At 71.7% G+C, this 18,327-nt stretch carries 20 protein-coding genes; 7 read left to right on the top strand and 13 right to left on the bottom strand.

Features of this window, described 5'->3' with window-relative positions:
• The 3 genes from AKI01S_RS35930 to AKI01S_RS35920 form a co-directional block, all read right to left on the bottom strand.
• Positions 1–1,239, bottom strand: a complete 1,239-nt coding sequence (locus tag AKI01S_RS35930) for an ABC transporter substrate-binding protein (protein ID WP_084000590.1) — start codon at positions 1,237–1,239, stop codon at positions 1–3.
• Positions 1,236–2,432, bottom strand: coding sequence for an ABC transporter ATP-binding protein (locus AKI01S_RS35925; protein ID WP_067828263.1), 1,197 nt, complete (start codon positions 2,430–2,432; stop codon positions 1,236–1,238). Before AKI01S_RS35925 ends, AKI01S_RS35930 begins: the two co-directional genes overlap by 4 nt.
• 152 nt (positions 2,433–2,584) lie before the next feature.
• Positions 2,585–4,027: a gamma-aminobutyraldehyde dehydrogenase gene (locus AKI01S_RS35920; RefSeq protein WP_067828260.1), complete on the bottom strand. Its 1,443-nt coding sequence runs from the start codon at positions 4,025–4,027 to the stop codon at positions 2,585–2,587.
• Between the two features lie 164 nt (positions 4,028–4,191).
• On the opposite strand from AKI01S_RS35920, the gene AKI01S_RS35915 reads away from it, so the two are divergent.
• Together AKI01S_RS35915 and AKI01S_RS35910 are read left to right on the top strand one after the other, a co-directional pair.
• The gene (locus tag AKI01S_RS35915; protein WP_067828256.1) at positions 4,192–4,701 is read left to right on the top strand and encodes an Lrp/AsnC family transcriptional regulator; all 510 of its coding nucleotides are present in this window, start codon (positions 4,192–4,194) and stop codon (positions 4,699–4,701) included.
• Positions 4,702–4,895: 194 nt separating this feature from the next.
• Complete coding sequence (locus AKI01S_RS35910) at positions 4,896–5,180, top strand: type II toxin -antitoxin system TacA 1-like antitoxin (protein WP_067828252.1); 285 nt, start codon at positions 4,896–4,898, stop codon at positions 5,178–5,180.
• A gap of 13 nt (positions 5,181–5,193) precedes the next feature.
• Here the strand turns inward: AKI01S_RS35910 and AKI01S_RS35905 are convergent, their stop codons facing one another.
• Positions 5,194–5,628 carry an HIT family protein gene (locus AKI01S_RS35905; protein WP_067828249.1) on the bottom strand — a complete coding sequence of 145 codons (435 nt, stop codon included), beginning with the start codon at positions 5,626–5,628 and terminating at the stop codon, positions 5,194–5,196.
• 78 nt (positions 5,629–5,706) lie between these two features.
• On the opposite strand from AKI01S_RS35905, the gene AKI01S_RS35900 reads away from it, so the two are divergent.
• Both AKI01S_RS35900 and AKI01S_RS35895 read left to right on the top strand, forming a co-directional pair.
• Positions 5,707–6,417 (top strand): ATP-binding cassette domain-containing protein, encoded by a 711-nt coding sequence (locus AKI01S_RS35900; protein WP_067828246.1) that lies wholly within the window; start codon positions 5,707–5,709, stop codon positions 6,415–6,417.
• A complete protein-coding gene (locus AKI01S_RS35895) occupies positions 6,414–7,109 on the top strand; it encodes a hypothetical protein (RefSeq protein ID WP_067828243.1) in 696 nt (231 codons plus the stop codon). Before AKI01S_RS35900 ends, AKI01S_RS35895 begins: the two co-directional genes overlap by 4 nt.
• On the opposite strand, the gene AKI01S_RS35890 is transcribed toward AKI01S_RS35895, so the two are convergent.
• The 8 genes from AKI01S_RS35890 to rpsB all read right to left on the bottom strand — a co-directional run bounded on the left by AKI01S_RS35890 (position 7,082) and on the right by rpsB (position 14,214).
• The gene (locus tag AKI01S_RS35890) at positions 7,082–7,828 is read right to left on the bottom strand and encodes a DUF1963 domain-containing protein (protein ID WP_067828241.1); all 747 of its coding nucleotides are present in this window, start codon (positions 7,826–7,828) and stop codon (positions 7,082–7,084) included. The two genes, AKI01S_RS35895 and AKI01S_RS35890, sit on opposite strands and share 28 nt — an antisense overlap.
• Positions 7,829–8,070: 242 nt before the next feature.
• Positions 8,071–8,598, bottom strand: coding sequence for a DivIVA domain-containing protein (locus tag AKI01S_RS35885; RefSeq protein ID WP_157420398.1), 528 nt, complete (start codon positions 8,596–8,598; stop codon positions 8,071–8,073).
• Between the two features lie 91 nt (positions 8,599–8,689).
• Positions 8,690–9,838 (bottom strand): dual-specificity RNA methyltransferase RlmN, encoded by a 1,149-nt coding sequence (gene rlmN / locus AKI01S_RS35880; protein ID WP_067828236.1) that lies wholly within the window; start codon positions 9,836–9,838, stop codon positions 8,690–8,692.
• 145 nt (positions 9,839–9,983) lie between these two features.
• Complete coding sequence (locus AKI01S_RS35875) at positions 9,984–10,865, bottom strand: phosphatidate cytidylyltransferase (protein WP_084000588.1); 882 nt, start codon at positions 10,863–10,865, stop codon at positions 9,984–9,986.
• Entirely contained in the window at positions 10,865–11,422 is a 558-nt protein-coding gene (gene frr, locus AKI01S_RS35870) for a ribosome recycling factor (protein WP_067828233.1), read from the bottom strand. The genes AKI01S_RS35875 and frr overlap by 1 nt, the downstream gene beginning before the upstream one ends.
• 66 nt (positions 11,423–11,488) lie before the next feature.
• Positions 11,489–12,283 (bottom strand): UMP kinase, encoded by a 795-nt coding sequence (gene pyrH / locus AKI01S_RS35865; RefSeq protein WP_084000587.1) that lies wholly within the window; start codon positions 12,281–12,283, stop codon positions 11,489–11,491.
• A 59-nt stretch (positions 12,284–12,342) separates the two neighbouring features.
• The gene (tsf, locus tag AKI01S_RS35860; protein ID WP_067828226.1) at positions 12,343–13,179 is read right to left on the bottom strand and encodes a translation elongation factor Ts; all 837 of its coding nucleotides are present in this window, start codon (positions 13,177–13,179) and stop codon (positions 12,343–12,345) included.
• 90 nt (positions 13,180–13,269) lie between these two features.
• On the bottom strand, positions 13,270–14,214 hold the full coding sequence (gene rpsB, locus AKI01S_RS35855) for a 30S ribosomal protein S2 (protein ID WP_067828223.1): 945 nt from the start codon (positions 14,212–14,214) through the stop codon (positions 13,270–13,272).
• Between the two features lie 325 nt (positions 14,215–14,539).
• Here rpsB and AKI01S_RS35850 point away from each other — a divergent pair, with 325 nt between their 5' ends.
• Positions 14,540–15,229 carry a murein hydrolase activator EnvC family protein gene (locus AKI01S_RS35850; protein WP_169814072.1) on the top strand — a complete coding sequence of 230 codons (690 nt, stop codon included), beginning with the start codon at positions 14,540–14,542 and terminating at the stop codon, positions 15,227–15,229.
• Here the strand turns inward: AKI01S_RS35850 and AKI01S_RS35845 are convergent, their stop codons facing one another.
• Positions 15,230–16,147, bottom strand: coding sequence for a tyrosine recombinase XerC (locus tag AKI01S_RS35845; protein ID WP_245681919.1), 918 nt, complete (start codon positions 16,145–16,147; stop codon positions 15,230–15,232). It lies immediately after the preceding gene.
• A 140-nt stretch (positions 16,148–16,287) separates the two neighbouring features.
• On the opposite strand from AKI01S_RS35845, the gene AKI01S_RS35840 reads away from it, so the two are divergent.
• Both AKI01S_RS35840 and AKI01S_RS35835 read left to right on the top strand, forming a co-directional pair.
• Complete coding sequence (locus AKI01S_RS35840) at positions 16,288–16,644, top strand: YraN family protein (RefSeq protein WP_067828214.1); 357 nt, start codon at positions 16,288–16,290, stop codon at positions 16,642–16,644.
• Positions 16,645–18,186: a YifB family Mg chelatase-like AAA ATPase gene (locus tag AKI01S_RS35835; protein ID WP_067828211.1), complete on the top strand. Its 1,542-nt coding sequence runs from the start codon at positions 16,645–16,647 to the stop codon at positions 18,184–18,186.
• Positions 18,187–18,327 lie beyond the last annotated feature (141 nt).

Genomic DNA, 18,327 nt, shown 5'->3' with positions numbered 1-18,327 from the left:
TCAGCTCCCCTGCGCGATCGGGGTGAAGATCTTCTGGTACTGCGGCTCCTCCTGCTGCGTGAGCACCCGGTAGTTCCGCAGTCGCGACAGGTCGGCCTCGGTGGGGTACACCAGCGGGCTGTCGGCGAGCCGTTGCAGGTCGGCCCGGTCCTCCCCGGTCGCCTTGGCCGCGTCCTCCCGGACGAACCGCTGCGTCTCGGGGACGGGCGTGATGTAGTTGATGAACTCGGTGAGGGTGGCGTTGTTGCGCGGCTCGTACAGCCAGTTCATCAGCGTCAGCGCGTCGGCCGGGTTGGCGGCGGGCTTGGGGATCATCATCAGGTCCGACCAGATGGTGCCGCCCTCGCGCGGGACGACGAACTTCACGTCGTCGTTGGCCAGCGAGTACACGTCGCCGGACCAGGCCATGGTGAGCCACACGTCGCCCTTGGCGACGGCGTCGATGTAGTTCTGCTCGTAGTACTTGCGGACGATCTTCTGGTCGCGCTGCTCGCGGAGCTTGCGGGCGGCGTTCTCCCAGTCCCTGGGCGTGGACTTCTCCGGGTCGACGCCGATGGCGAACATCCCGAAGTTGCCGAGCTCCTGGGAGTCGCCCATCATCCCGACCTTGCCCCGGTACCGGGGGTCGAACAGCTGGGCGATACTGTTGATCTCGTCCTTGACGTACTTGGTGTTGTAGGCGATGCCGGTGACGCCCGACACGTACGGGACGGTGAACGCGTTGCCGGGGTCGTAGGAGGGGTTCTTGAACTTCGGCGACGCGTACTTGGCGAAGTTCGGCAGCCGTCGGTGGTCGAGGGGGGCCAGGTAACCCAGCTCGATCATCTTGGTGCTCTGGATGCCGTTGGTGACCACCATCAGGTCGAAGTCGATCGACTGCCCGGCGGCCAGCGGGGCCTGCACCTTGCCGAACCAGTCGGCGGCCTCCTGGATGACCTCCTTGTACTCGATCTGGATGCCGGTCTGCTTGGTGAACGCCTTGATGGTGGCGCGGTCGTCCTCCATGTAGCCGGGCCAGTTGGCCCACTTGAGGGCGCCCTTGCCGGTCCGGCCCTTCCAGAACGCGTCGATCTGCGCCTGGGTGATCTTGCCGCGGCCGCCCTGCCCGGGGATCGAGCAGGCCGACAGGGCGAGCGCGGCGGCCGACGCGCCGAACAGCTTCAGGGCGCTCCGCCGGGAGGTCATGCCGCGGGCGAACGCGGGGTCGTCCCGAAGGTCACGCCGGTTCAGCTCACTCATACCGCCGCCTTCGGCGCGTCGCCTCTGACGCCGTTGGCGCCGCCGCCGATGGCGTAGGAGTGGCGCGGTTCCCAGGCCAGCCAGACGCGGTCGCCGCGCTCGGCGACGTCGTCGGAGTTGTTGGCGTTCTGCATGAACACCGTCACCTCCGTGCCGTCGGCGGTGGTGACCAGGTAGTTGGTGGAGGTGCCCAGGTAGACGACCTCGGCGACGGTGGCGGGGACGGCCGAGCCGCCGCCGGCGGGCCGCTCGCCCACGATCTCGATCTTCTCGGGGCGGACGGTGACCTCCAGGGCGTCCCCGGCCCCGGCCGTCTGGTCCTCGCGCAGCGGGACCACGATGCGCCCGTCGTCGCCGTAGGACAGCACCGCATCCCTGCCCGACAGCTCGGTGACGGTGCCCGACAGCAGGTTGGAGGTGCCGATGAACCCCGCGACGAACTTGGTGGCGGGCCGCTCGTAGATCTCGCGCGGCGAGCCGAGCTGCTCGACCAGGCCGTCGTTCATGACGGCGATGCGGTCCGACATCGTCAGCGCCTCGCCCTGGTCGTGGGTGACGTAGACGAACGTGATGCCGACCTCGCGCTGGATGCGCTTGAGCTCGACCTGCATCGCCTGGCGCAGCTTGAGGTCCAGCGCGCCGAGGGGCTCGTCCAGCAGCAGGGCGCGGGGCCGGTTGACCAGGGCCCGGGCCAGCGCGACGCGCTGCTGCTGGCCGCCCGACATCTCGCTGGGGCGGCGCTTCTCCCGGCCCGTGAGGTCGACGATCTCCAGGATGTCGCCGACGCGCTGCCGGATCTCGTTCTTGGCGACGCCCCTGCGGCGCAGCCCGAACGCGACGTTCTCGAACACGCTCATGTGCGGGAACAGGGCGTAGGACTGGAACACCATGTTCACGTCGCGCTTGTTGGCGGGAACGCCGGTGACGCTCTGCCCGTGCAGGTACACCTCGCCCGCCGTGGGCTCCTCGAACCCGGCGATCATCCGCATGGTGGTGGTCTTGCCGCAACCGGACGGACCGAGCAGGGAGAAGAACTCCCCCTGGCCGATGCGCAGGTCCACGCCGCGCACGGCGGCGACGGTCTCGCCGTGCGAGACGTAGGACTTGCGGACTCCGGCGAGTTCGATCGCGGGTACCGCCGTGTCGGCACGGCCCGGGTCGTCACGCACCGGGGCGGGGCTGGTGTCGGTCATGCTGGGTTCCTTACACAGGGTCGCGGGGTCGGTCAGCTGCGGGAGGCACGACGGTGACCTGCGAATAAGCAGGTTATGTGGGAAAAGGCGGTCAGCGGACCGGACGGCGTGGCGGAGGGGGCCGCCCGGCCCGCTGGACCTGGGGGGCGGGGTCAGGCCCCGATGTAGTGCATGACGTGCTTGATACGGGTGTAGTCCTCCACGCCGTACATCGACATGTCCTTGCCGTAGCCGGAGTGCTTAAAGCCGCCGTGCGGCATCTCCGACACGAACGGGATGTGGGTGTTGACCCACACGGCGCCGAAGTCCAGGGCCTTGGTCATCCGCATGGCGCGGCCGTGGTCGCGGGTCCACACGCTGGCCGACAGCCCGTACTTGACGTCGTTGGCCCAGGCGATCGCCTGCTGCTCGTCGCTGAAGCGCTGCACGGTGATGACCGGGCCGAAGATCTCGTTCTGCACCATCTCGTCGTCCTGGCGCATGCCGGAGACCACGGTCGGGGCGAAGAAGTAGCCGCGGTCGCCGACGCGCTGCCCGCCGGCCACGACCTCGGCGTGGTCCGGGACGCGGTCCAGGAAGCCCTGGACGCGTTCGAGCTGTCCGGCGCTGTTGACCGGCCCGTAGTCGGCGTCCTCCTCGGTGGGCGGGCCGACCTTGGTGCCGCGCGCGGCCTCGGCGAGGGCGGCGGTGAAGTCGTCGGCGAGGCGGTCGGCGACCAGCACGCGGGTGGCGGCGGTGCAGTCCTGGCCGGCGTTGAAGTAGCCCGCCCCGGCGATGCCGGCGGCGGCGCTCTCGATGTCGGCGTCGTCGAACACCACGACCGGGGCCTTGCCGCCCAGCTCCAGGTGGACGCGCTTGAGGTCGTCGGCGGCGGCCCGCGCGACCTCCATGCCCGCCCGTACCGAACCGGTGATCGACACCATCTGCGGGGTCGGGTGGGTGACCAGGGCGCGGCCGGTGTCGCGGTCGCCGCACACGACGTTGAACACGCCGGGCGGGAAGAACTCGGCGGCGATCTCCGCCAGCAGCAGGGTGCTGGCCGGGGTCGTCTCCGACGGCTTGAGCACGACGGTGTTGCCCGCCGCCAGCGCCGGGCCGAACTTCCACACCGCCATCATCATCGGATAGTTCCACGGCGTGACCTGCGCGCAGACGCCGATCGGCTCCCGCCGGACCGAGGAGGTGTGGTCGGCCATGTACTCGCCGGTGGCCTTGCCCTCCAGGATGCGGCTCGCCCCGGCGAAGAAGCGCAGGTTGTCGACCATGGGAGGGATCTCCTCCTCCATGGTCAGCTGCACCGGCTTGCCGGTGTCGCGGACCTCCGCCGCGACGAGGTCGGCGGCGCGGGCCTCGACCGCGTCGGCGAACTTCAGCATCGCCAGGCTGCGGTCCTTGGGCGTCAGGTCCCGCCAGGCGGGGAACGCCTCGGCCGCCGCCCGGAACGCCGCGTCGACGTCGGCCTCGGCCGAGAGCGGCGCCTCGGCGTAGACCTCGCCGGTGCTGGGGTCCACCACCTCCAGGGTGCGCCCGTCCTTGGTGTCGGTGTACTCGCCGCCGATAAAGTTGCGCAGCCTGGTCCTGCCGTCGCTGGTCACGTCGTTCCCTTCTCGGGGGCATACGCCCGATGTGTCCACTTGGGCACGACCTTGACAGAGGATCGGGCTCATGACAAGGGATTCCGTTGTTACGATCCAATTTCACGACGGATTCCTTGGATCGTCCGCTCATCAGGCCCACTGCCGCAGCAAGGAGACCAGCCATGACGGAGCGCCCCACGGAGGGCTCCCGGGACCGCCGGAACGGGTCTCGCCGCGCCCTCGCGTCCGTCCAGCTCGACGAGACCGCCAAACAGATCATCGAGCAGCTCCAGCAGGACGGACGCCGTTCCTACGCCGCGATCGGCAAGGCCGTCGGCCTGTCGGAGGCGGCGGTGCGGCAACGCGTGCAGAAGCTCCTGGACTCCGGCGTCATGCAGATCGTCGGCGTCACCGACCCCCTGATGCTGGGCTTCTCCCGGCAGATGATGATCGGCCTCAAGTGCGAGGGCGACCTGGAGGCCGTCGCCGACGAGCTGGCCGCGTTCGAGGAGATCGACTATGTGGTGATCACCGCCGGGTCGTTCGACATCCTGGTCGAGCTGGTCTGCGAGGACGACGAGCAGCTGCTGGAGCTGCTGGGCCGCATCCGGCGCGTTCCGGGCGTGGTCTCCACCGAGAGCTTCGTCTACCTGAAGCTGCGCAAGCAGACCTACTCGTGGGGGACCCGCTGACCGTTCGGAACCCCCGCCGCGCGATGTCCGGCCGTCCCGGCCGTCCCACGTCGCGCGGCGGCGACTTCCCGTCCCACGGACGGCCGTCTGGCGGACGATTGGTGCCCCGCGGGCTCATATTCTCCTTCTTATTGGGGATGCCGCATCGGTGCGCACGGGCGTACTTTGAGATGCTGCCAGGAAGGAGACCGACCATGTCTGAGTCGGTGCGCCAGGGCCTTCCCTCCCCCCGATCCGACGAGCTCATCACCTTCCCGACCTCGGCCGAACAGCACCTTGTGATCAGCAAGGCGGCCGAGCTGCTGGGCTGGACGGTGCCTCAGTACGTGCTGTGCGCCGCCCTCGACCGGGCGGAACGGGACCTGTACGAGCACGCCGCCCTCAACGACCCGCCACCCCATCCCGCCGTGCCCGGACCCGACGGACGCGAGGGCGCGGCCGGCCCGCTGACCGCCCTCCTGACCGCGCTGGGAAGCTGACGGCCGGGGAGCCTCACGCGCCGCCCAGCGCCTCGCGCAGCCGGGCGGCGTAGTCGGCTGCCTCCGCATCGGAGTCGTAGCGGTGCCGCGGCCAGAAGAACCCGCGCAGCCCGTCCTTGCGGTTGCGCGGCACGACGTGGACGTGCAGGTGCGGGACGCTCTGGCTGACCCGGTTGTTCATCGCCACGAACGACCCGGCCGCGCCGAGCGTCCCCTCCATCGCCGCCGCCAGCCGCCGCGCGTGCAGGAACAGCGGCCCCACCTGCTCGGGCGGCAGGTCGGGCAGCGTCTCGTGGTGCTCGCGCGGCACCAGCAGGACATGCCCCTTGAACAGCGGGCGGGTGTCGAGGAACGCCAGCGCCTCGGGCTCCTCCAGCACCAGGTGCGCGGGCTGCTCGCCCTTGACGATCCGGCAGAACACGCAGTCGGGGTCGCTCACCCGACGCATTCTCCCCCACCGCCCCGGCAGCCGTCCCCCCGCCGGGCTGATGACCGCTTTACATGATCACCGCTACGGTGCGGTCCCATGCGCCTGGACAGCATCGCGTTCCGGTACCGGCGGCGGTCGCCGTGGATCCTGCGGGACGTCACCCTCGACCTGCCGCCCGGCACGGTCGCCGAGGTGACCGGCCGCAACGGGGCGGGCAAGTCGACGTTGCTGCGGCTGGTCGCCGGGCTGCGCGACCCGCGCCGGGGCACCGTCAGCGGGCGGCCCGAACGCGTCGGGTACGCGCCCGAGCGGTTCCCGGTGGACCAGCCGTTCAGCGTGCGGTCCTACCTGGCGCACATGGCGGCGGTCCACGGCGTCCCCGCGAGCGCCGCCGACCCGTGGATCGAGCGCCTCGCCCTCGGCCGGCTGCTCGACACGCGCCTGCCCGAGCTGTCCAAGGGCAGCGCCCAGAAGGTCGGCCTCGTCCAGGCGCTGCTGCACTCCCCCGGCCTGCTGGTGCTGGACGAGCCGTTCTCCGGGCTCGACGCCCAGATCCGCGACGCGCTGCCCGGCCTGATCTCCGACCTGGCCGGCGACGGCGCCACCGTCGTCGTCAGCGACCACCAGCGCGTCGTGGAGCACCTGCCCGGCGTCCGCCGCGTGCGCGTCGCCGACGGCACCGTCACCGCCGCCGACGACGACACCGGATGGACCGTCCTGGAGGTCGTCGTGCGGACCGACCAGGCCGACGACCTGGAGACCAAGCTGCTCGCCGACGGCCACGAGGTGCGGAGGACCCAGCGATGATCGCCCTGGCGCGGTTCCAGATCGACGGGTACGTGCGCTCGCTGCGCGTCCTGCAACCACTCGTGGTGATCTTCCTGGTGATGGCGCTGGTGCTGTCCCAGTGGCCCAGCGGCGAGACGCCCGAGGACACCGTGGAGGCCGCCACCGGGACGCTCGGCGACGTGCCCGCGTTCCTGTTCTTCGTGTGGGCCTGGACCGCCCGCGCCCTGCTGGACGCCCAGCCCGACGTCCAGCGCGACCTGTCGGCCGTCGCCGCGCGCCGCCGGAACGTCCCGGTGTTCGCCGGGCTGCTGGCCGCCTACACCGTCAACCTCGTCCTCGGCGCCCTGGCCCTGGCCTCCCCGCTGCTGCAGTCCGTCCTGGTCGGCGTGCCCGCCTCGACGATGCTCACCTGCGTGGGGCTGGCGCTGCTGGTCAACGCCGCCGCGACGGCGCTGGGCGCGTGGACGAGCCGCGCCGTCATCCCCGCCCCTGGCACCGCCCTGCTGGCCCTGCTGGGCGCGCTGGTGGCCGCGCTCCTGCTGGGCCTGGGGCCGCTGAACCCGCTGGCGGTGCCGATCCTGGACTGGGTGCGCGCCGCCCACGTTGGCCCGGCCGCGTTCACCGACGCCTACCCCGGTATCGCACTCCACCTGGTCCTGTGGACGGCGGTGGTGGGAGGCGGTTACGCGTTCGTCGCCCGCCGCCGCTGACCTTCGGCGGCCTGGGCGGTGAGGCAGGCGCTGTCCACCGGGGCGTTCTCCTGTACACAGAAGTAGACGCGCCCGGAGCCGCCCCAGTCCCAGCCGAGGCGGTTGTCGGAGTCCAGCTGCAACAGCAGCCGCCATCCGGACTCGGTCGCCTGCGGCCCCTCGGGGTCGCGCGTCAGCACCGGCCAGCCGCCGATCTGGTGCATGGGCGCGTCGTCCGGCCAGGCGTGCTGGGCCCACGCCGCGTGGAGCTGCTCGTAGAGGGGCAGGCATCCGCTGTAGGCCGCCTCCAGCCGCCGCAGCGCGGGCTCCTGCGGCGAGGGCACCGACAGGAACGGCTTCGCGCCGAGCGGGCACGACGGATACGCCGACGCGCCCTCCGGGCGTTCGGCCTCCCGCATCTCACCGGCGAACACCCGGCACCCGGCACCGCCGTAGAACGCCGCCACCCCCTTGTCGGGGAGCCAGGGAACGGCCCCCAGCGCGGCGATCTCCCCGAAGTCCACCGCGCCCAGGAAGTCCAACGGCCGCCCGGCCACAACCGGCCACTCCTCCCCCACGGGCAGCACCGGCGCCCCGCCGAGCCGGACCGTCGCCTCCCCCTCGGCGCCCAGGGCCAGAGCGGGCCGGGCCAGCTCCAGCAGCGCCGCCGTGACCTCGGGGGAAAAGAACACACCGAACAGGGAGTGCAGCCGCTGCCGCTGCGTGTGGAAGTGATCCATGACACATACCGTTCCCCACGCGCCCGGCGCCTACCAGACCGGTATGGGACTCCCTCGGCCGCGGCCTAGCGCCTGTTTCGCAGTGGGCCTCAGCCACGCGCGAGCGCGTTACCTGACCTGCGGGCCCAACGCCGGAGGCGAGGGCCCGCAGGTCAGATCGCGAAGCGATGCCGCGCTCGCCAAGACCTGGTGAGGCGCGAGCCCCCGGGCGAGCGCCGTGGGCCAGGGCTTTGAAACACGGCCTAGCGCCGTTCCAGCGCCACGGCGAGCTGCTCCAGGAACCGGTCGACCTCGCCCTCGTCGTAGGCGGCCCCGAACCGCACCGTCCGGAACGCGCACTCGCGCACGTCCGACGCCGCGACCGGCGCGGCCGGTCCCCGCAGCCCCGCCACGACCCGGTCCAGGAACGCGTCCACGTCCCGCACGTCGTACCCGGTCCGCAGCCCGGCCCGGCCGAACCGCGCGCTCTGGATCCACCCGATCAGCCACTCGGGGTTCGCGCGGGGCCGTCCGGCCCGCCGGGTCCGCGGCCCGGACGCCCGCAGCCGCCGGACGCACTCCATCAGCAGCTCGTCGACGACCCGCCGGTCATAGCCGCGCATCACGATGTCGAGCCGCGTGCCGCGCACCTCGTCGGCGGTGAGCCCGCCGTCCCCGTCGAGCGCCTTCCCGATGCGCTCCAGCAGGGCGTCGACCTGCGCCCGGTCGTACCCGCGCATCACGACGGGCGGCCGCGTCAGCAGCAGCCGCCCACCCGTCTTCACAACCACCCGGCTCCCTTTCGTCACGGCCGCCACCTCGTCCGCGACGTCCAGCCTGACGCCCCGCCCGAGTGCTCCGCAAGGCGCCGGGAGCCCTCCGCTACTCCTTGGTGGCGGCGGCGAGCTGGCCGCAGGCCCCGTCGATCTCCCGGCCGCGCGTGTCGCGGACCGTGACGGGCACGCCGTGCGCCTCCAGGCGGCGGACGAACTCGCGCTCGTCCTCGGGCCGCGAGGCGGTCCACTTCGAACCCGGCGTGGGGTTCAGCGGGATGAGGTTGACGTGGACCCGGTGCCCCTTCAGCCGGCGGCCCAGCAGGTCGGCGCGCCACGCCTGGTCGTTGATGTCCTTGATCAGCGCGTACTCGATGGAGACCCGGCGGCCCGACCGGTCGGCGTAGTGCCAGGCGGCGTCCAGGACCTCCTCGACCTTCCACCGGTTGTTGATCGGCACGAGCTCGTCGCGCAGCTCGTCGTCGGGGGCGTGCAGCGACAGCGCCAGCCGCACCGACATGTCCTCGGCGGCCAGCTTCTCGATCGCCGGGACCAGACCCACCGTCGACACCGTCACCGCGCGCTGCGAGATGCCCAGTCCGGCCGGCGCGGGGTCGGTGATGCGGCGCACCGCTCCGATGACCGCCTTGTAGTTGGCCAGCGGCTCGCCCATGCCCATGAACACGATGTTGGACACCCGGCCCGGCCCGCCCGCGACGCGGCCCGCCGCCATCGCGCGGGCCCCGGCGGCGACCTGCTCGACGATCTCGGCGGTGGACAGGTTGCGGGTCAGCCCGGCCTGGCCGGTCGCGCAGAACGGGCAGTTCATGCCGCATCCGGCCTGCGACGACACGCACATCGTCGCCCGGTCGGGGTAGCGCATCAGCACCGACTCGAACAGCACCCCGTCGAAGGCCTTCCAGACCGTCTTGAGGGTCTTGCCGCCGTCGCACGCCAGCTCCCGGACCGGGGTGAGCAGCTCCGGCAGCAGCTCGGCGGCGAGCCTGTCGCGCAGCGCGGCGGGCAGGTCCGTCATGTCCGCCGGGTCCTTGGTCAGGCGCGCGAAGTAGTGGCGGGACAGCTGGTCGGCGCGGAACGGCTTCTCGCCGAGCGCGGCGACGGCCTCCCGGCGTTCGTCGGTGGTCAGGTCGGCCAGGTGGCGCGGCGGCTTGCCCCGGCGGGGCGCGGCGAAGACCAGCTTCGGCGGGGTCTTCTTCGGCGCGGATCCGGCAGGGGCGGGTTCGGTGGTCGCAGACATCGTTCCTCCAGTGTCGCAAACGCCGTGCCGTGCCCGCGCCATCCCGGCCGGGCCGGACTTGACCCGCCCGTGACCCTCACTTGGCCGGAGAACGCGCGAACGGCCGCGGGACCGGGGTCGCGCGGCCGTCCGGAGGATCCGCCGGTCAGGTGCCGGCCGGGACGAACAGCTCCAGCAGCAGCCACACCACGGGGGCGGTGGCGACCAGCGAGTCCAGCCGGTCCATCACGCCGCCGTGGCCGGGCAGCAGGGTGCCCATGTCCTTGATCGCCAGATCCCGCTTGATCATCGATTCGATCAGGTCGCCGACGATCGCGGTCACCACGACGGCCAGGCCGATCAGCAGACCGTGCCACCAGCGCCCGTCGTCCAGCCGCCACCACAGCAGCCACGCGCCGACGAGCATGCAGGTCAGCGCCGAACCGGCGACGCCCTCCCAGGTCTTCTTCGGGCTGATCGTGGGCGCCATCTTGTGCTTGCCGAGGAACGCCCCGGCGAAGTAGCCGCCGATGTCGCTGGAGACCGTGACCGCGATGAACACCACGATGCGTTCGGCCCCGTCCTCGGGGGCCAGCAGCAGCGCCACCACGCCGCCCATCAGCACCAGGTACCCGGCGACGAACACCCCGGCCGTGGTGTCGCGGACGTAGCCCTCGGCCCCTTCGGGCATCCGCACGACCAGCACCGCCAGCACCGTCAGCGCGACCACCGCCACCAGCGCGATCGGTCCCCACACGTAGGCGGCGACCGGCGCCAGGACCATCCCGACCGCCAGCGGGACGAACGGGGCCTGGATGCCGCGGGTGGCGAACGCCTTGGTCAGCTCCTGCATCCCGAGGAGCAGGAACACCACCATCACCGCCAGGAAGATCTCCCTGACGGTGTAGAGGGACAGCAGCACGAGAGCGCCGAGGGCGACCCCGACGCCGATGGCGATGGGGAGGTTACGGCCCGCCCGGTTCTTGACCGACGGCTTGTCCTCGCCGGTCGGGGAGCCCGCGGGCTCCCCGGATGCGTCGAGTTCCATCAAACCTCGAGCAGTTCGGCCTTCTTGTGCTCAAGCAACTCGTCAACCTGCGCCACGTACCTGTGGGTGGTGTCGTCGAGTTCCTTCTCGGCGCGCCGGACGTCGTCCTCGCCGGCCTCGCCGTCCTTGGCGAGCTTGTCGAGGGTGTCCTTGGCGCGGCGCCGGACGTTCCGGATGGAGATCTTGGCGTCCTCGGCCTTGGTGCCGGCGACCTTGATGAACTCCTTGCGGCGCTCCTCCGACAGGTCGGGGAACACCACGCGGATGACGTTGCCGTCGTTGGTGGGGTTCACGCCCAGGTCGGAGTCGCGGATCGCCTTCTCCACCGCCTGCATCGAGGACTTGTCGAAGACCTGCACGATGACCATGCGGGGCTCGGGCAGCGTGAACGACGCCAGCTGGTTGATCGGCGTCGGCGTGCCGTAGTACTCCGCGGTGATCTTGTTGAACATGGCGGGCGTGACGCGGCCGGCGCGGATGGCCTGGAAGTCCTCCTTGGCGACCGCGACCGCCTTCTCCATCTTCTCCTCGGCCTCGAGGAGGGTCTCGTCGATCACTTCGACTCCCGGTTCATCTGGTCGGCCTGTGTGGCACTGCCGGTCTGGCTCTGTTTCGGTCAGCCGTCAGCCGTCGGCCGGGCTGACCAGAGTGCCGATCTTCTCACCCCGGACGGCCCGGACGATGTTGCCCTGGCCCATCAGGTCGAACACCACGATGGGCAGCGCGTTGTCCATGCAGAGGCTGATGGCCGTGGCGTCCATGACCTTCAGCCCTCGCTGTAGGACTTCACCGTAATCCAAACGGTCGAACTTGACCGCGTCCGAATGCTTGCGGGGGTCGGCGTCGTACACCCCGTCCACCTGAGTGGCCTTCAGCACCGCCTCGGCGCCGATCTCCAGCGCGCGCTGGGCGGCGGTGGTGTCGGTGGAGAAGAACGGCTGGCCCAGGCCCGCGCCGAAGATCACCACGCGGCCCTTCTCCAGGTGGCGCATGGCGCGGCGGGGGATGTAGGGCTCGGCGACCTGGCTCATGGTGATGGCGGTCTGCACGCGGGTGTCCACGCCCAGCTTCTCCAGGAAGTCCTGGAGCGCCAGGCAGTTGATCACCGTGCCGATCATGCCCATGTAGTCGCCGCGGCCGCGGTCCAGGCCACGTTCGGCCAACTGCGCGCCGCGGAACATGTTGCCGCCGCCGCAGACGACGGCGACCTGCACGCCGTCCTTGACGGCCTCGGCGATGGCCTCGGCGACGTGCTGCACGACCTCGGGGTCGATGCCCATCGGGTCGCCGCCCGCGAACGCCTCGCCGGACAGCTTCAGCAGCACGCGCTTCCAGCCGCCCCGGGGGGCGTGCTGGTGCGACGGCCGCCCAGCGGACGACGAGGCCGCCGTCGTGTCAGTGTTCTTGTCTTCCGGCACGTCGGCGGCCTCCTCGTTGCTTCGTGAAAACTCTGTCGGGCTCCTGTCTCCAGGGTCCCTCAGCTCTGGCCCACCTTGAAGCGGGCGAAGCGCACGACCTTCACGCCGTTCTCGTCGAGGAGCTTGGCGATGGTCTTCTTGCCGTCCTTGACGAACGCCTGCTCCAGCAGCACGAAGTCACGCAGGTAGGCGTTGACCCGACCCTCGACGATCTTGGCGATCGCGGCCTCGGGCTTGCCCTCCTCGCGGGTCTTGGTCTCGGCGAGGGCGCGCTCCTTCTCGATCACCTCGGCGGGGATCTCCTCGAAGGTGAGGTACTTGGGGGCCATCGCCGCGACCTGCTGGGCGACGTCCTTGGCGACCTCGGCGTTCTCGGTGTCCAGCTCGACCAGCACGCCGGTGGTCGGCGGCAGGGACGGGTCGGACTTGTGCAGGTAGGAGGCCACGTAGACGCCCTTGAAGTGCGCGAAGCGGCCGATCTCCAGCTTCTCGCCGATCTTGGCGCTGGCCTCCTGGACCAGGAGCTCGACGGACTTGCCGGGCTCGATCTCGGCCTTCAGCAGGTCCGCGGCGCTCTCGACGCCGCTCTTGGCGGCGAACTCGACCAGCCTGTCGGCCAGCGCGATGAACTCGGCGTTCTTGGCGACGAAGTCGGTCTCGCACTTGACTTCCAGCAGGGCGCGGTCGCCGGAGCCGTCGAAGAACTCGGCGACCAGCCCGTTGGCGGCGGTGCGCTCGGCGCGCTTGCCCACGTCCTTGGCGCCCTTGAGGCGCAGGATCTCCACGGCCTTGTCGAAGTCGCCCTCGGCCTCGGTCAGGGCGTTCTTGCAGGCCATCATGCCGGAGCCGGTCAGCTCGCGAAGCCGCTTGACGTCAGCGGCGGTGAAGTCAGCCATCGCTCTCTTCGTCTCTGTGAGTGGTGTGCTCGGTGGATCCGCGACGATCCCCGGTGGCCCGCACGGACGCGGGCCACCGGGGATCGGGGATCAGGCCTGCTCGGCCTCGGTGTTCTCGGTCGCGGCGGCGGCAGCGGGCTCGGCGGCCTGCTCGGCGGCGGGCTCGGCGGCCTGCTCGGTCTCGGCCGGCGCCTCGGCGGGGGCCTCCGCAGGGGTCTCCGCGGGAGCCTCGGCGGGGGCCGCGGCGTCGGGGGACTTGTTCTCGAGCAGCTCGCGCTCCCACTCGGCCAGCGGCTCGGCCGCGGCGGCCTCGGCGGGCTTGTCGTCACCGGCGGCGGCGCCGGAGCGGGCGATCAGGCCGTCGGCGACGGCGTCGGCCACGACGCGGGTCAGCAGGCTGACGGAGCGGATGGCGTCGTCGTTGCCCGGGATCGGGTAGTCGACCTCGTCGGGGTCGCAGTTGGTGTCCAGGATCGCGACGACCGGGATGCCGAGCTTCTTGGCCTCGTTGACCGCGATGTGCTCCTTCTTGGTGTCCACGATCCAGATGGCGCTGGGAACCTTCGCCATGTCGCGGATACCGCCGAGGGTGCGCTCCAGCTTCTCCTTCTCGCGGCGCAGACCGAGAAGCTCCTTCTTGGTCATGCCGGAGCCGGCCACGTCGTCGTAGTTGATCTCCTCCAGCTCCTTGAGCCGGGTGAGGCGCTTGTGGACGGTGGAGAAGTTGGTGAGCATGCCGCCCAGCCAGCGCTGGTTGACGTACGGCATCCCGACGCGGGTCGACTGCTCGGCGATGGCCTCCTGCGCCTGCTTCTTGGTGCCGACGAACAGGATGGTGCCGCCGTGGGCGACCGTGGCCTTGACGAACTCGTAGGCGCGGTCGATGTAGGACAGCGACTGCTGGAGGTCGATGATGTAGATGCCGTTGCGCTCCGTGAAGATGAAGCGCTTCATCTTCGGGTTCCAACGGCGGGTCTGGTGACCGAAGTGGACGCCGCTCTCGAGCAGCTGTCGCATGGTGACGACGGGAGCCATAAGCCCGTGTTCTCCTGTCCGGCCCGCGAGGCGGGCCACGTTCCGGTTGTTTGCCGGCGCTCGGGCGCGGCCCCGCCGTCGCGAGCGACGGACCGAGAGGCCGCGTCCCACCTTGCCCTCCTTGCGGCGGGCCGCTGGGTGGCGGGCGAGCGCGTGAATTCGGCCGCTCAGGCTGAGGACCTGCGCGACCGTTTCCCAAGTCTATTGGATGTTGGCCGCGCACGTGGAATCAACCGGAACCGGCGGGCCGTCGCGTCAGGCGGGTTATCCACAGATGGCGTTCCCCTCTGGTGGCGGGAGTGACTGGGGACGCAGGCTGGGGCCCATGAGCGTGTTCGTGACAGTCCTCATCGGCACCGTCGTCCTCACCCTGCCGCCGCCATCGTCCGAAGGGGAATGGCGGTGGCCGTTAACCCCCGTCCCGGAGGTGCTGCGGGCGTTCTCGCCCCCGCCGGCCCCGTGGCTGGCGGGGCACCGGGGCGTGGACCTGGCGGCGCGGCCGGGCCAGGCGGTCCTGGCGGCGGGGCCCGGCCGCGTCTCCTACGCGGGCCGTCTGGCGGGCCGGGGTGTGGTCGCGATCACCCACGGCGTCCTGCGGACCACCTACCTGCCGGTCCGCCCGTCGGTGAAGCGCGGCAGCATGATCGCGTCGGGCGCGCGCATCGGCGTGGTGGAGGGCACGCCCCGGCATTGCGCGGCCTCCTGCCTGCACTGGGGCCTCCTCGACGCGTCCGGGTACCGGGATCCCCTGGCCCTGGTCCGCCCGCAGGTGCGCCTGCTGCCCCGCTGGCCCGGCTCCCGGGCACGCCCCTCGGCGGAGAAGGCCCCGCCCGAGCCCCCGCTCCGCCTGGGTCTGCGGGACGCGAGCACGGCGACGGGCGGCGCGCTCACCGGCGTTCTCCTGACGTCCGCCCTGGTGTTCGCGCGACGCCGGACCAGACCCGGCCCCCCGCGCCGGCCGCCGACGGGGGTCATCGACCTGGAACGGGAGCGGCGGCTGCGGCGCGCGCGTTGATCACCGGTCCTCGGCCGCGCCCCTGGGGTGCGCCTGGCGGTGGACCTGCTTCAGGCGTTCGGCCGAGACATGCGTGTAGAGCTGGGTGCTCTGCAACGAGGCGTGCCCCAGGATCTCCTGGACGCTGCGCAGGTCGGCGCCGCCCTCCAGCAGATGGGTGGCGGCGCTGTGCCGCAGCCCGTGCGGAGCCAGGTCGGGCACGCCCCCGACCTCGGCGATACGGCTGTGCACGATGCGGCGGGCGCTGTTGGGATGCAGCCGTCCGCCGCGCGCGCCGAGGAAGAGCGCCGCTCCGCTCCGCTCGTTGGCCAGGGCGGGCCGCCCGGCCCGCAGCCAGTCCCCCGCGGCCCGGGCGGCGGGCTCCCCGATCGGCACCACGCGTTCCTTGCCGCCCTTGCCGAGGACACGAACGGTGTTGCGCGCGGTGTCCAGGTCGTCGATGTCCAGCCCGCACAGCTCACTCACCCGTGCCCCGGTCCCGTACAGCACCTCCAGCACAGCCAGGTCACGCAGCCCCAGGGGCCCGCTGACGTCCATCCGGTCCAGCAGCCGCCCGGCGTCGTCCTGGCTGAGCACGGTGGGGAGATCGCGGTTCTGCCGAGGCGTGCCCAGCAGCGGCCCGGGGTCGGAGTCGAGCAGCCCGCGCCGGTGCAGGTAGCCGGTGAAGGCCCGCACCGCCGCGGTCCTCCGCGCCAGGGTGGCCCGCGACCTGCCCAGCGCGTGCTGCCGCGCCAGCCAGGCCCGCAGCACCGTCACGTCCAGCCCCTCGGGGCCGGAGATCCCCACGGCGGCGGCGTAGGAACACAGGTCCCGCAGGTCACCGCGGTAGGCGCGGAGGGTGTGGGGCGAAACACCCCGCTCGGCCCGCAGATGCCGGTCGAACTCCGCCACGGCCTCCTGCAACGCAACGTCACTCACAACCGCCACGCTGCGCCACTCCCGCCCCGAAGACAAGCACCGCACCTCCAAGATCCCGACTTATCCACAGATCGTGATCGGCCGTAGCGGACGGTCACCACCGGCGGTCACCGTCGAACCGGACAGCGAAGGAGAAGCAGATGACCCCCCGACACATCGATCTCGGCCGACGTGGGGAGAGCGCGGCGGCGGCCCACCTCGCCGGCCTCGGCTGGATGATCCTCGACCGCAACTGGCGCTGCCCGGAGGGCGAGCTGGACATCGTCGCCCACGACGGCCGCCAGCACGTGGCCTGCGAGGTGAAGACCCGCGCCTCCACCGCGTTGGGCGAACCGGTGGAGGCGATCACCCCGTCCAAGGCCGCCCGCCTGCGCCGCCTGGCGAACCGCTGGGCCGCCGAGCACCGCGTTCCCGCCGCCCTCGTGCGCGTGGACGTCCTCGGCCTGGTGTCCGACGGCGACGGATTCCTCCTGGACCACCTGCGGGGGGTGTGCTGAATGACGCTCGCCAAGACCCGCTCGGTCGGCCTGGTCGGGGTGGACGGCTACGTCGTGGACGTCGAGGCCGCGATCACCAGCGGCGTTCCCGGCCTGCACCTGGTGGGCCTCCCCGACACCGCCCTCAACGAGTCCCGCGACCGGGTCCGCGCCGCGATCTTCAACTCCGGTGAGGAGTGGCCCAACCGCCACGTCACGATCTCCCTGTTCCCCGCCAGCGTCCCCAAGCGCGGCTCGACCTTCGACATCGCGATCGCGACGGCCATCCTCGCGGCGGCCGAGGCGATCCCGCCCCGTTCCTGCGCGGGCCTGGTCCTGATCGGCGAACTGGGCCTGGACGGCCGCCTGCGCGCGATCCCCGGCGTGCTCCCGGCGGTCCTGGCGGCCGCGAACGCGGGCTGCCGCACCGTGGTCGTCCCCCACCCCAACACCGCCGAGGCCCGCCTGGTCCCCGACATCGAGGTGATCCCGGCCGCGTCCCTGCGCAGCCTGCTGTCCCTCCTGCGAGGCGACCCGCCCCCACCCGAGGACGAGAAGGAGCCCCCGCCCACCGCAGCACCGACACGCCCCCCGGACCGCCGCGACACCCTGGACCTGGCCGACGTCCGAGGCCAGGCGGAGGCCCGCCGGGCCCTGGAGATCAGCGCCGCCGGAGGCCACCACCTCTTCTTCTCGGGTCCGCCGGGGTGCGGGAAGACGATGCTGGCCGAACGCCTGCCCACGCTCATGCCCCCGCTCGCCCCCGAAGCGGCCCTGGAGGTCACCGCGATCCACTCGGTCGCCGGCACCCTGCCGCCCGGCCAACCCCTGATCACCCGTCCCCCGTTCCAGGCCCCGCACCACACCTCGACCCGCGCGTCCATGGTCGGCGGCGGCTCGGGCCGGGTCCTGCAACCCGGCGCGGTCACCCTGGCCCACCGGGGAATCCTGTTCATGGACGAGGCCCCCGAGTTCGACCGGGGCACCCTGGAGGCCCTGCGCCAACCCCTCGAAGAGGGCGAGGTCCGCATCTCCCGGGCCGAGCGGGCCACCAGCTTCCCGGCCCGCTTCACCCTGGTCCTGGCGGCCAACCCCTGTCCCTGCGCCGCCGCGAAACAGATCGACTGCTCCTGCGCCCCGGCGGTCCGCCGCAGATACCTGGAGCGCATCTCGGGCCCCCTCCTGGACCGCATCGACCTGAAACTCGACCTCTCCCCCGCCACTCGGGCCGAGCTCCGCTACGACCTGGAAGTCGCCGAACCCAGCCAGGTCGTGGCCGAACGCGTCCTCCTGGCCCGCGAACGAGCCGTCAAACGCCTGGCCGAGACCCCCTGGCGGGCCAACAGCGAGATCCCCGGCCCCGAACTGCGCCGCCACTTCCTGCCCAGCGCGGAGGCGATGCGCGCCGCCGACGACGCCCTACAGAACGGCACCCTCAGCGTCCGGGGCCTGGACCGCGTCCTGAGAGTCGCCTGGACCCTGGCCGACCTGGCCGAACGAGACACCCCCACCGCCGACGACGTAGGAGGCGCCCTGGCCCTGTGGACCTGCCGAAAGACCTGACTCGAAAACCACCTCCACAACAAGCCCCCAAAGGAGAAGACCCCATGACCAGCAACCCCCAGCCCGAAGCCACCCCAGCCCACCCCCTCTTCCCAGCCCCCAGCCACATCCACGACCACCCCACCCCCCGCGAAAACACCC

Origin of the sequence: Actinomadura kijaniata NBRC 14229, assembly GCF_001552175.1 — a bacterium.
Taxonomy (GTDB): domain Bacteria; phylum Actinomycetota; class Actinomycetes; order Streptosporangiales; family Streptosporangiaceae; genus Spirillospora; species Spirillospora kijaniata.
Note: the sequence above shows the minus strand (reverse complement) of the source record. Positions and strands in the feature narration are given on the sequence as shown.